Genomic DNA, 12,660 nt, shown 5'->3' with positions numbered 1-12,660 from the left:
TGTTCGCCCCCTCGAACAACTCGAACGGGACACGGTCTTGTACAGACGAGTGGACGAAGTCGTCCTCCTCCTGGCCGGAAAGCGTTTGCTGTGCTGCGCTTGCCGTACCGACGCTGCTGTTCGACGGGGCGCACGGCGCCCACGAAGGGGACTGACGTGACACGCAAGACGGTGCGTATCGCCATGAACGGCGTGACCGGGCGCATGGGCCACCGCCAGCACCTCGTCCGGTCGATCCTCGCCCTGCGCGACCAGGGCGGCCTCGACCTCGGCGACGGCACCGTGCTCTGGCCCGAGCCGGTCCTGCTCGGCCGCCGCGAGCACGCCCTGCGGGAGATCGCCGAACGGCACGGCCTGGAACACGTGTCCACCGACCTGGACGCGGTGCTCGCCGACCCGTCCGTCGACATCTACTTCGACTCCCAGGTCACCGCCGCCCGCGAGGACGCCCTCGGGAAGGCGATCGCCGCCGGCAAGCACGTCTACACCGAGAAGCCCACCGCCACGGGGCTCGACGGCGCCCTCCGACTCGCCCGGCTCGCGCACGAGAAGGGCGTCAGGCACGGCGTCGTCCAGGACAAGATCTTCCTGCCGGGCCTGCTGAAGCTGAAGCGGCTCGTCGACGGCGGCTTCTTCGGCCGGATCCTGTCCGTGCGGGGCGAGTTCGGCTACTGGGTCTTCGAGGGCGACTGGCAGGGCGCCCAGCGCCCCTCCTGGAACTACCGCGCCGAGGACGGCGGCGGCATCGTCGTCGACATGTTCCCGCACTGGGAGTACGTGCTCCACGAGCTGTTCGGCCGGGTGACGTCCGTCCAGGCGCTGGCCACCACCCACATCCCGCAGCGCTGGGACGAGCACGGCAAGCCCTACGACGCCACCGCCGACGACGCCGCCTACGGCATCTTCGAACTGGTGGGCGGCGCCGTCGCCCAGATCAACTCCTCCTGGGCGGTGCGCGTCCACCGCGACGAACTGGTCGAGTTCCAGGTCGACGGCACCGAGGGCTCGGCGGTGGCCGGCCTGCGCGGGTGCCGGGCGCAGCACCGCGGCGCCACCCCCAAGCCGGTCTGGAACCCGGACGTCCCCGCCACCGAGGCCTTCCGCGAGCAGTGGCAGGAGGTGCCCGACAACGGCGAGTTCGACAACGGCTTCAAGGCCCAGTGGGAGCTGTTCCTCAGGCACGTCTACGCCGACGACCCCTACCGCTGGGACCTGCTGGCCGGCGCCCGCGGTGTGCAGCTCGCCGAGCTGGGCCTCAGGTCCTGTGCCGAGGGCCGCCGCGTCGACGTACCGGAGATCGCGCTGTGACCCTCCGGCTCCCCGCCCCCGACGGCACCCTGCGGACCTACGAGCCGCGTACCGACCCGCTCGTGCTGCCACCCGGCGCCCGCTTCACCTCCCGTACGGTCTTTGCGGCCGCGCACGTGGTCGCCGACCCGTACGCGGACGTCTCGCCCGATTCGCCCGCCGCCGTCGACTGGGACGCCACCCTCGCCTTCCGCCGCCACCTGTGGTCCCACGGACTCGGCGTCGCCGAGGCGATGGACACCGCCCAGCGCGGGATGGGTCTGGACTGGCCGGGCGCGGCCGAGCTGATCCGCCGCTCGGCGGCCGAGGCGCGGGCCACTGGTGGCCGTGTCGCCTGCGGGGTCGGCACCGACCAGCTCACCGGCACCACCACCCTGCCCGAGATCCGCGCCGCCTACGAGGAGCAGCTCGCGGTGGCCGAGGAGGCGGGCGCGCAGGCCGTCCTGATGGCGTCCCGGGCGCTGGCCGCGGCCGCCTCGGGACCCGAGGACTACCTGGAGGTCTACGGCCACCTCCTGCGCCAGGCCGCCGAGCCGGTCGTCCTGCACTGGCTCGGCCCGGTGTTCGACCCCGCGCTGGAGGGCTACTGGGGCCACACCGATCCGGACGCGGCAACCGACGTCCTCCTGGAGGTCGTCGCCGCCCACCCGGACAAGGTCGACGGCGTCAAGATCTCGTTGCTGGACGCCGGGCGCGAGAGGGGCCTGCGGCGCCGGCTGCCCGCCGGGGTGCGCTGCTACACCGGCGACGACTTCCACTACCCCGAGCTGATCGCGGGCGACGAGCGGGGCTTCAGCCACGCCCTGCTCGGCATCTTCGACCCGCTGGGCCCGCCGGCCGCCCGGGCGATGCGGCTCCTGGACGCGGGGGACACGGCCGGTTTCCGTCAACTGCTCGACCCGACAGTCGAGTTGTCCCGCCATCTGTTCCAGGCGCCGACCCGCTTCTACAAGACGGGCGTCGTGCTCCTCGCCTGGCTCGCGGGCCACCAGTCGCACTTCACGATGGTCGGCGGACTCCAGTCGGCCCGCTCCCTCCCGCATCTCGCCCGCGCCTACGAACTCGCCGACGGCCTCGGCCTGTTCCCCGATCCGAAGCTCGCCGAGGAACGCATGAAGACCCTGCTGCGGCTGTACGGGGTGGACCGGTGACCGGCACCGGGCTCGACCGCTTCTCCGTCAACCAGATGACGGTACGGCAGCTGTCGTTGCCCGAACTGACCGCCGCCTGCCGGGAGCTGGGCATCGGCAACGTGGGGCTGTGGCGGGAGCCGGTGCGGGCGTACGGTCTTCGGGAGACCGCCAGGCTGGTACGGGACGCGGGCCTGTCGGTGACGACCCTGTGCCGCGGCGGCTTCCTCACGGCCACCGACCCCGACGCGCGGGCGGCGGCCCTCGCCGACAACCGCCGCGCGGTGCACGAGGCGGCCGCCCTGGGCACGGACACCCTCGTCCTGGTCTGTGGCGGACTCCCGCCCGGTGACAGGGACCTGCGGGCGGCCCGGGAACGTGTCGCGGACGCCTTGGCCGAACTCGCCCCCTGCGCCGGGGAGAACGGCGTCCGGCTCGCCGTCGAGGCCCTGCACCCCGTGTTCGCGTCCGACCGCTGCGTGGTCTCCACCCTCGGCCAGGCCCTCGACCTCGCCGAACGCTTTCCCGCCCACCAGGTCGGGGTCGCCGTGGACACGTACCACGTCTGGTGGGACGACCAGGCGCCCGCGCAGATCGCCCGCGCGGGCGCCGCCGGCCGCATCCACACCTTCCAGCTGGCCGACTGGACAACCCCGCTGCCCCAAGGGGTGCTCAACGGCCGCGGGCAGATCGGCGACGGTTCGATCGACATGCGCGAGTGGAGGGGCTACGTGGAGGCGGCCGGCTACACCGGGCCGATCGAGGTGGAGCTGTTCAACGAGGACCTGTGGGCACGCGACGGGCGGGAGGTGCTGGCGGAGACGGCCACGCGGTTCCTCGCACACGCGTGACGCCGACCGACGGACACGAGCCACGGCGACTCACGGGTACCAGCCACGGCGGCTCACGGACACGTGCCACGGCGACTCACGGTACGGACCGGACCGGCCCGGCGAAACAATCCCGGGAAGCCGTGCAACCCTTCCCGGGCTCCGGGTGTCGTACCTGGCGTCAGAACCCGGGGAGGGAACCCGGGGGGGGGATTCGCAGGGGTTCTGACACGGAGGGGAAAGCCGAGGGGGTGTGCCCGGTCGACGGACCGGGCACACCGCCTCGAAACGCCTCAGCGCGGCCGCCGGTCCTGAGCAGCGGCACGGCCCAGCGCCTCGACCTCCGCCGCACTCGGATACGACTCCTGCGCTCCGCGCCTGGTCACGGCCGCCGCGCCGACCCGGGCCGCATAGGCCGCCGCCTCGACCGGAGCCGCGCCCGAGCCCAGCCGCCAGGCCAGGGCGGCCGTGAACGCGTCGCCCGCTCCCGTGGTGTCCACCGCCTCGACCGCCACCGACGGCACCCGCGTGACACCCGAGCCGTCGCACACCAGCGCCCCTTCGGCGCCGAGGGTGACCACCACCGAGCGGGGCCCCTCGGCCAGCAGCAGCCGCACCCACTCCTCGGGGTCCGCACCGGCCCGGTCCCCGCCGAGGACCACCCGTGCCTCGTGCTCGTTGACGATCAGCGGGTCGCAGGCCGCCAGCACCTCGGCCGGCAACGGGCGCGGCGGGGACGGGTTCAGCACGAACCGGGTCCCGGCCGGCAGGTTCCGTACGACCTCCACGACCGTCTCCAGCGGGATCTCCAGCTGCGCCGACACCACCCGGGAGGCGAGCAGGAGGCCCGCGGCCGCCCGGGCGTCCGCCGGGGTGAGCCGGGCGTTGGCACCCGGTGACACCACGATGCTGTTGTCCCCGGTGGGGTCGACGGTGATGAGCGCGACGCCGGTCGGCGCCCCGCCGACCAGCACGCCGGCCGGGTCGACCCCGGCCGCCCGCAGGGAGTCGAGCAGCAGCCGGCCGTGGCCGTCGTCGCCGACCCGGGCCAGCAGGGCCGTGCGCGCACCGAGCCGGGCGGCGGCGACCGCCTGGTTGGCGCCCTTGCCGCCCGGGTGCACGGACAGGTCGCCGCCGAGCACCGTCTCGCCCGCGGCCGGCCGCCGCTCCACCCCGATCACCAGGTCGGCGTTGGCCGACCCCACGACCAGCAGGTCGTACGCGTACATGGAAGGACTCCCCGCCCCGGCGGTCGCCTCGCGGGCGCGGAACTCCCGGGCCGAGCCCGCGCCGTGGGCATTGGTCATGTGCACGCACGGTAACAGTGCACCGCTGTCAGACCGCACCGGTACCGTCGGATCATGGCTCAACTGGCGGGGAACCCCACGGGCGGCGAGCGTCGGCTCGCCTCCCTCGAAGGCGTGCTGGAGAGGATCACGTACGCCAACGAGGAGAACGGCTACACGGTCGCCCGGGTCGACACGGGAAGAGGCGGCGGCGATCTCCTCACGGTGGTCGGCGCGCTCCTCGGTGCCCAGGTCGGCGAGTCCCTGCGCATGGAGGGCCGCTGGGGGTCGCACCCGCAGTACGGCAAGCAGTTCCACGTGGAGAACTACACGACGGTGCTGCCCGCCACGGTCCAGGGCATCCGGCGCTATCTGGGCTCCGGCCTGGTCAAGGGCATCGGGCCCGTCTTCGCCGACCGCATCACCCAGCACTTCGGCATGGACACGCTCCGGATCATCGAGGAGGAGCCCAAGCGGCTCGTCGAGGTCCCCGGCCTCGGTCCCAAGCGGACGAGGAAGATCGCCGACGCCTGGGAGGAGCAGAAGGCGATCAAGGAGGTCATGCTCTTCCTGCAGACCGTCGAGGTGTCGACGTCGATCGCCGTGCGGATCTACAAGAAGTACGGCGACGCCTCGATCTCCGTCGTCAGGAACCACCCCTACCGGCTGGCCGCCGACGTCTGGGGCATCGGCTTCCTCACCGCCGACAAGATCGCCCAGTCCGTGGGCATCCCGCACGACAGCCCGGAGCGGGTCAAGGCGGGCCTGCAGTACGCCCTTTCCCAGTCCGCCGACCAGGGCAACTGCTATCTGCCGGAGGAGCGGCTGATCGCCGACGCCGTCAAGCTCCTCCAGGTCGACACCGGGCTCGTCATCGAGTGCCTCGCCGAGCTGGCCCGCGCCCCCGAGGAGGGCGAGGACCCCGGGGTCGTGCGGGAGCGCGTCCCGGGCCCCGACGGCGACTCGGAACAGCCCGTCACGGCCGTCTACCTGGTGCCCTTCCACCGGGCCGAGCTGTCCCTCTCCGCCCAGCTGCTGCGCCTCCTGCGCACCGACGAGGACCGGATGCCGGCCTTCCGGGACGTCGACTGGGGCAGGGCGCTCGGCTGGCTGAAGTCCCGCACCGGTGCCGAACTGGCCCCGGAGCAGGAGGCGGCGGTCAGACTCGCGCTCACCGAGAAGGTCGCCGTGCTCACCGGCGGCCCCGGCTGCGGCAAGTCCTTCACGGTGCGCTCGATCGTGGAGCTGGCCCGTGCCAGAGGGGCCAGGGTGCTGCTCGCCGCCCCCACCGGACGGGCCGCCAAGCGGCTGGCCGAGCTGACCGGCGCCGAGGCCTCCACGGTGCACCGGCTCCTTGAGCTGAAGCCCGGCGGCGACGCGGCCTACGACCGGGACCGGCCGCTGGGCGCCGACCTGGTGGTGGTGGACGAGGCGTCCATGCTGGACCTGCTGCTCGCCAACAAGCTGGTGAAGGCGGTGCCCCCGGGCGCCCACCTGCTGTTCGTCGGGGACGTGGACCAGCTGCCCAGCGTGGGTGCGGGGGAGGTGCTCAGGGACCTGCTGGCCGAGGGCGGCCCGATCCCCGCCGTCCGGCTCACCCGGGTCTTCCGGCAGGCGCAGCAGTCCGGCGTGGTGACCAACGCGCACCGGATCAACGCGGGACAACATCCGCTCACCGACGGTCTGAAGGACTTCTTCCTCTTCGTGGAGGACGACACCGAGGAGGCCGGCCGGCTCACCGTGGACGTGGCCGCGCGCCGGGTTCCCGCCAGATTCGGGCTGGATCCGCGCCGGGACGTCCAGGTCCTCGCGCCGATGCACCGGGGCCCGGCCGGGGCCGGGGTGCTGAACGGGCTGCTCCAGCAGGCCGTCACCCCCGGCCGCCCCGACCTGCCGGAGAAGCGCTTCGGCGGCCGGGTCTTCCGGGTCGGCGACAAGGTCACCCAGATTCGCAACAATTACGAGAAAGGGAAGAACGGTGTCTTCAACGGCACCGTGGGCGTCGTCACCTCGCTCGACCCGGCCGACCAGCGCCTGACGGTGCTCACCGACGAGGACGAGGAGGTTCCGTACGAATTCGACGAACTGGACGAACTGGCACACGCCTACGCGGTGACCATCCACCGTTCACAGGGAAGTGAATATCCCGCGGTGGTGATTCCCGTCACCACCGGAGCGTGGATGATGCTCCAGCGGAACCTGCTCTACACGGCGGTCACCCGGGCCAAACGCCTGGTCGTCCTCGTCGGTTCGCGCAAGGCGATCGGGCAGGCGGTGCGCACGGTGTCCGCCGGACGGCGGTGCACGGCCCTCGATTTCAGGCTCGCGTCACCCGGCGGGAGGCTGGATGTCACCGGTTCGGACAGCCGGCGGACCGGCATCGTGAAAAATGATCGATCAAATGAGTCGTGAAGGTCACAGAGCACTTCCAGATGCCCTCCCGAGGGGGCAGGATGAGCAGGTTGGCGGCACTGAGTGCCGCCAATAGGCCCAATGGTCGACCCCGAGTGCACTCTCCTGAGCCAAATGGGGGATGGTAGAGACAGTCAGGGCACCTCGAAGATGAGGCACTACGTCGGTGAGGGAAGACGTGAGCGACAACTCTGTAGTACTGCGGTACGGCGACGGCGAGTACACCTACCCGGTGGTCGACAGCACCGTCGGCGACAAGGGCTTCGACATCGGGAAGCTCCGCGCCCAGACCGGTCTGGTGACTCTGGACAGCGGTTACGGCAACACCGCCGCCTATAAATCCGCTGTCACCTACCTCGACGGCGAGGCGGGCATCCTCCGCTACCGCGGCTACCCCATCGAGCAGCTGGCCGAACGCTCCACCTTCCTCGAGGTGGCGTACCTGCTGATCAACGGCGAGCTGCCCACCGTCGACGAGCTGACGACGTTCAAGAACGACATCACGCGGCACACCCTGCTGCACGAGGACGTCAAGAACTTCTACAAGGGCTTCCCGCGCGACGCCCACCCGATGGCCATGCTGTCCTCGGTCGTCTCCGCGCTGTCCACCTTCTACCAGGACAGCCACAACCCGTTCGACGAGAGGCAGCGCAACCTCTCCACGATCCGGCTGCTCGCGAAGCTCCCGACGATCGCGGCGTACGCGTACAAGAAGTCGATCGGCCACCCGTTCGTCTACCCGCGCAACGACCTCGGCTACGTCGAGAACTTCCTGCGCATGACCTTCTCGGTCCCGGCCGACGAGTACGACCTGGACCCGGTCGTGGTCTCCGCGCTGGACAAGCTGCTGATCCTGCACGCGGACCACGAGCAGAACTGTTCGACCTCCACGGTCCGCCTGGTCGGCTCCTCGCAGGCCAACATGTTCGCCTCGATCTCGGCCGGCATCAACGCGCTGTGGGGCCCGCTGCACGGCGGCGCCAACCAGTCCGTCCTGGAGATGCTCGAGGGCATCCGCGACTCCGGCTCCGACGTCGACACCTTCATCCGCAAGGTGAAGAACAAGGAGGACGGCGTCCGCCTGATGGGCTTCGGCCACCGGGTCTACAAGAACTTCGACCCGCGCGCCAAGATCATCAAGGCCGCCGCGCACGACGTGCTCTCCGCGCTGGGCAAGGATGACGAGCTCCTCGACATCGCCCTGAAGCTGGAGGAGCACGCGCTCTCCGACGACTACTTCGTCGAGCGCAAGCTGTACCCGAACGTGGACTTCTACACCGGTCTGATCTACCGGGCCATGGGCTTCCCGACCGAGATGTTCACGGTCCTGTTCGCCCTCGGCCGGCTGCCGGGCTGGATCGCCCAGTGGACCGAGATGATCAAGGAGCCGGGTTCCCGCATCGGCCGTCCGCGTCAGATCTACACGGGCGTCGTCGAACGCGACTTCGTTCCGGTCGAGGAGCGCTGACATCCCTCGCCGAAGGGGCGCCGCCGAACAGGCGCCCCGGAGGCGAACCGCGTCACGAAGCGCAGGAGCTCAAGCGGAAGGCGCCCTGAGACGCCGGTCCCCCCACGGGCCGACGACCAGGGCGCCTTCCCATGTCCCGGTGCGGATTCCCCCCACGGGATCCGGCCGGGCGCTCGGAGAGGACAGCGCCTGAATCGCTGTCGGTGAGCACGGCGGGTGGTACCCGTCGTGCTCCAGTGATGCGGTGCGATCTGCCGGGACAACGCACGCAGGGAGGGCCGCTCAAAGCTTCCCGGTGTACGTGCCCCGGCAACGCATCTCCGGGGAAGTCCCCCAAGACATCCCCAGACGCCGGTCGGCGCCCCCCAAGACGCCGAAACCGACATCGCCAACTTAGACCTTCGAACCCCTTCGATGGTTACGTTCGCATCACTGTGATCTGCGTCTCTTGCATATGTCCTTTAGGTGCGCAAGAGCCCCGATACCGCGATCGGGGTCCAAGCGTAAGGATGATGCGCGAGCCTTGTGAAGAGCTTATGTGAGGCTCGCGCCTGACTCTAGAGGGACTCTTACATCCGCAGAACTTAACCCCCGGTAACCCTGGGGGACTTCAGCGGAATCGTCGCAGTCGCAGGCTGTTGCTCACCACGAACACCGAGGAGAAGGCCATGGCGGCGCCCGCGATCATCGGGTTCAGCAGACCGGCGGCGGCCAGCGGCAGCGCGGCCACGTTGTAGCCGAAGGCCCAGACCAGGTTGCCCTTGATGGTGGCGAGGGTGCGCCGGGCGAGCCGGATGGCGTCCGCGGCCACGCGCAGGTCCCCGCGCACCAGCGTCAGATCACCGGCCTCGATCGCCGCGTCCGTGCCGGTGCCCATGGCGAGACCCAGATCGGCGGTGGCGAGGGCGGCCGCGTCGTTGACGCCGTCGCCGACCATGGCCACCGCGCGCCCCTCGCGCTGCAGCCGTCGTACGACCTCGACCTTGTCCTCGGGCAGCACCTCCGCGAACACGTTCCCCGGGTCGATGCCGACGGACCGGGCGACCGCCTCGGCGACCGTGCGGTTGTCCCCGGTGAGCAGGACCGGAGTGAGCCCCAGCGCGCGCAGTTCGCGCACCGCCTCGGCGCTGGTCGGCTTGACCGCGTCGGCGACGGCGAGAACCCCGCGGGCCCGGCCGTCCCAGCCGGCCAGAACGGCCGTACGGCCCTCCCGCTCGGCCTCGCGGACCGCGCGGGCCAGTTCCTCGGGCACCTCGTCGTACAGGCGCCCCACGGCCACCTGGCGGCCCTCCACGCGCCCGCGTACGCCCCGCCCGGGGACGTTCTCGAAGCGCTCGGCCCGCGGGAGCGTCCCGGCGCGCTTCGCGGCCCCGGCGGCGACGGCGCGGGCGACGGGGTGCTCGGAGGCGTGCTCCAGGGCCCCGGCGAGACGCAGCAGCTCCTTCTCGTCCTCGCCCTCGGCGACGTACACCGACTGGAGGGTCATCCGGCCGGTGGTGACGGTGCCGGTCTTGTCGAGGACGACCGTGTCGACCCGGCGCGTGGACTCCAGCACCTCGGGGCCCTTGATGAGGATGCCGAGCTGGGCACCGCGGCCGGTGCCCACCATCAGCGCCGTCGGGGTGGCGAGGCCCAGCGCGCACGGGCAGGCGATGATCAGGACGGCGACGGCGGCGGTGAACGCGGCGGCCGTGTCGCCGGTGGCGCCCAGCCAGACCCCGAAGGTGGCGAGCGCGAGCAGGATGACGACCGGCACGAACACCGCGGAGACGCGGTCGGCGAGCCGCTGCACCGCGGCCTTGCCGTTCTGCGCGTCCTCCACCAGCTTCGCCATCCGGGCGAGCTGGGTGTCGGCGCCGACCCGGGTGGCGGCCACGACCAGCCGGCCGCCCGCGTTGACCGTGGCGCCGGTGACCCGGTCGCCGGGGCCGACGTCCACCGGTACCGACTCGCCGGTCAGCATGGAGGCGTCCACCGCGGAGACGCCCTCGACCACCGTGCCGTCGGTGGCGACCTTCTCGCCGGGCCGTACGACGAACCGGTCGCCGACCGCCAGGGAGGCCACCGGGACGCGCACCTCGCGCCCGTCCCGCAGCACCGTCACGTCCTTGGCGCCCAGTTCCATCAGGGCCTTCAGCGCGGCCCCGGCGCGCCGCTTGGAGCGGGCCTCCAGATAGCGGCCGAGCAGGATCAGCGCGACGACCCCGGCGGCCACCTCCAGGTAGATGGTGGAGGCGCCGTCCATCCGGGAGTCGGTGAGGCGGAACGCGTCGTGCGTGCCGGGCAGGCCGGCGTCGCCGAGGAACAGTGCCCACAGCGACCAGCCGAACGCGGCCAGCGTGCCGACCGAGACCAGGGTGTCCATGGTGGCGGCGCCGTGCCGGGCGTTGGTCCAGGCGGCCCGGTGGAAGGGCGCGCCGCCCCAGACGACGACCGGCGCGGCGAGGGTGAGCGAGAGCCACTGCCAGTCGTCGAACTGCAGAGCGGGGGTCATCGCGAGCAGGACCACGGGCGCGGCGAGCAACGCGGAGACGAGCAGGCGGTGCCTCAGGGCCCCGAGTTCGGGGTCCCGCTCGGCGGTCTCCGGCGCCGCTTCGGGCGCGGGCTCCGGCGGCGGGGGCTCCTCGGCGGTGTAGCCCGTGCGCTCCACGGTGGCGATCAGGTCGGTGACCTGGACACCGCCGGCGTAGGTGACCTTCGCCTTCTCGGTGGCGAAGTTGACGGTGGCGGTCACGCCCTCCATCCGGTTGAGCTTCTTCTCCACCCGGGCGGCGCAGGAGGCGCAGGTCATCCCGCCGATGAGCAGCTCGGCCTCGGACGTGTCGCCTATCGCGGCCGCTGTCTTCTCGGTGGTGCTGGTCATGTCCGGACTCCAGACATCGGACCGGACCGCACGGAGCCAGTATCAGCTGGTCGGCACGGCCGGTCGGGGAAGGGGAGGTGGTGCTCAGACCCTGCCGGCCAGCTCGAAGCCGGCCTCGTCCACGGCGGCGCGCACGGCCTCGTCGTCCAGCGGGGCCTCGGAGACGACGGTCACCTCGCCGGTCGACGCCACGGCCTTGACCGAGGTGACGCCGGGGATCCCGGAGATCTCCCCGGAGACGGATCCCTCGCAGTGGCCGCAGCTCATGCCGGTCACCCGGTAGACGGCGGTGACGGAGCCCGGGGTGTCGGTCTGAGCGCTCATGTCGTTACTCCTCGTCGTGGCATGTGGGGCTGGCGGGGCCCACGAGGGACCCCCACGCTCCACACACTATACCCCTAGGGGGTATTTCTCCAAGAAGTGTCGCGGCGCGCCAGAGCCATCACCCAACTGATCCCCGCGAGCGCGACGAGGGCCGCCCCGCCGACCGAGAACAGGGTGAACAGATGCTGCTGCGCGGCGCCCGGCCGGGGCAGGTACCCCTGGGCGAACAGCCGGGGGCCGACGCCGGTGCCGGTCAGGCGCCCCACCAGCCAGAGCGCGATGCCGTGCGTGGAGTCCCACAGGGTGTGCAGCAGGACCACGCCCATGCCGGCGGCGACCGCGGGCGGGGCGTACCGGAAGCGCCCGTTCGGCCGGCGCAGCGCCAGCAACACCCCGCCCGCGATCGCCGTCCACAGTCCGTGCCCGACGGGGGCGGCGAGACCGCGCAGCAACTCCGTCTCCAGCAGCGCCCGAAGGCCGATGTCCTCGGTGGAGAAGGCCGCGTCGAACGCGTAGCCCGCGCTCTCCACGGCCGCGAAGCCGAGCCCGACGGCCGCGCCGAGCACCAGCCCGGCCCGTGTCCCGCGGATGCCCGGCTGCCGGTGCAGCACGAACACCAGCGCGCCCAGCTTGGCCGCCTCCTCGGTCAGCCCGACGACCAGGAACGTCCCGAGGGAGGGGTCCAGCAGGTACCGTTCCATGAGCGCGGCGCCGGGCACGCCGAGCGCGCCACCGGCGAGGAAGCAGCCGAGGATCGCGCTGACGCCCAGGTCGCGGCCGTGCTGCTCGTACGCCCAGAGCACGAAGACGACCGGCACCAGGAAGCAGCCGAGCAGGATCAGGGCGGGCAGCAGGGCCGTGTTCAGCGTCGTGTACAGCGCCCACCCGGTCAGCGCCCACAGGATCAGCCCACCGCGCAGGCAGCGCTTCCACAGCCCGGCGCCGATGCGCGGGTACGGCGGTGGGGGCTGCTGGGGACCGGGGATGCGGGCCCTGGGTGTGCCGGGCGGCGGTGAGTGGGTCACGGGGGTCCCCTCGG

The 12,660-nt window shown here is 71.9% G+C and carries 9 protein-coding genes; 5 read left to right on the top strand and 4 right to left on the bottom strand.

Translation table 11 applies throughout. The features are described from left to right. Positions 1-156 precede the first annotated feature (156 nt). The 3 genes from ACZ7FF_RS30240 to ACZ7FF_RS30230 are packed head-to-tail and all read left to right on the top strand — an operon-like array spanning position 157 to position 3,289. On the top strand, positions 157-1,308 hold the full coding sequence (locus tag ACZ7FF_RS30240) for a Gfo/Idh/MocA family protein (protein WP_470816014.1): 1,152 nt from the start codon (positions 157-159) through the stop codon (positions 1,306-1,308). Continuing rightward, a complete protein-coding gene (locus ACZ7FF_RS30235) occupies positions 1,305-2,459 on the top strand; it encodes a dihydrodipicolinate synthase family protein (RefSeq protein ID WP_470816012.1) in 1,155 nt (384 codons plus the stop codon). The genes ACZ7FF_RS30240 and ACZ7FF_RS30235 overlap by 4 nt, the downstream gene beginning before the upstream one ends. 35 nt (positions 2,460-2,494) lie before the next feature. After that, complete coding sequence (locus ACZ7FF_RS30230) at positions 2,495-3,289, top strand: sugar phosphate isomerase/epimerase family protein (protein WP_470816230.1); 795 nt, start codon at positions 2,495-2,497, stop codon at positions 3,287-3,289. Between the two features lie 272 nt (positions 3,290-3,561). On the opposite strand, the gene ACZ7FF_RS30225 is transcribed toward ACZ7FF_RS30230, so the two are convergent. After that, complete coding sequence (locus tag ACZ7FF_RS30225; protein WP_470816229.1) at positions 3,562-4,497, bottom strand: ribokinase; 936 nt, start codon at positions 4,495-4,497, stop codon at positions 3,562-3,564. Positions 4,498-4,629: 132 nt separating this feature from the next. Between ACZ7FF_RS30225 and recD2 the strand changes: the two genes are divergently transcribed. After that, entirely contained in the window at positions 4,630-6,966 is a 2,337-nt protein-coding gene (recD2, locus tag ACZ7FF_RS30220) for an SF1B family DNA helicase RecD2 (protein WP_470816010.1), read from the top strand. Between the two features lie 178 nt (positions 6,967-7,144). Then, a complete protein-coding gene (locus ACZ7FF_RS30215) occupies positions 7,145-8,434 on the top strand; it encodes a citrate synthase (RefSeq protein WP_470816008.1) in 1,290 nt (429 codons plus the stop codon). Positions 8,435-9,044: 610 nt separating this feature from the next. On the opposite strand, the gene ACZ7FF_RS30210 is transcribed toward ACZ7FF_RS30215, so the two are convergent. The 3 genes from ACZ7FF_RS30210 to ACZ7FF_RS30200 form a co-directional block, all read right to left on the bottom strand. Then, positions 9,045-11,297 carry a heavy metal translocating P-type ATPase gene (locus ACZ7FF_RS30210; RefSeq protein ID WP_470816006.1) on the bottom strand — a complete coding sequence of 751 codons (2,253 nt, stop codon included), beginning with the start codon at positions 11,295-11,297 and terminating at the stop codon, positions 9,045-9,047. Positions 11,298-11,381: 84 nt separating this feature from the next. After that, the gene (locus ACZ7FF_RS30205; RefSeq protein ID WP_470816004.1) at positions 11,382-11,621 is read right to left on the bottom strand and encodes a heavy-metal-associated domain-containing protein; all 240 of its coding nucleotides are present in this window, start codon (positions 11,619-11,621) and stop codon (positions 11,382-11,384) included. Positions 11,622-11,695: 74 nt separating this feature from the next. Further along, the gene (locus ACZ7FF_RS30200) at positions 11,696-12,646 is read right to left on the bottom strand and encodes a PrsW family intramembrane metalloprotease (RefSeq protein ID WP_470816003.1); all 951 of its coding nucleotides are present in this window, start codon (positions 12,644-12,646) and stop codon (positions 11,696-11,698) included. Positions 12,647-12,660: the final 14 nt, after the last annotated feature.

This window comes from Streptomyces sp. NPDC037126 (assembly GCF_055605965.1).
Note: the sequence above shows the minus strand (reverse complement) of the source record. Positions and strands in the feature narration are given on the sequence as shown.

Bases quoted from the DNA above. Each gene is read 5' to 3' on its own strand.
- ACZ7FF_RS30210 (WP_470816006.1), bottom strand. From the start codon at position 11,297: ATGACCAGCACCACCGAGAAGACAGCGGCCGCGATAGGCGACACGTCC.
- recD2 (WP_470816010.1), top strand. From the start codon at position 4,630: ATGGCTCAACTGGCGGGGAACCCCACGGGCGGCGAGCGTCGGCTCGCC.
- ACZ7FF_RS30225 (WP_470816229.1), bottom strand. From the start codon at position 4,497: ATGTACGCGTACGACCTGCTGGTCGTGGGGTCGGCCAACGCCGACCTG.
- ACZ7FF_RS30205 (WP_470816004.1), bottom strand. From the start codon at position 11,621: ATGAGCGCTCAGACCGACACCCCGGGCTCCGTCACCGCCGTCTACCGG.
- ACZ7FF_RS30230 (WP_470816230.1), top strand. From the start codon at position 2,495: ATGACGGTACGGCAGCTGTCGTTGCCCGAACTGACCGCCGCCTGCCGG.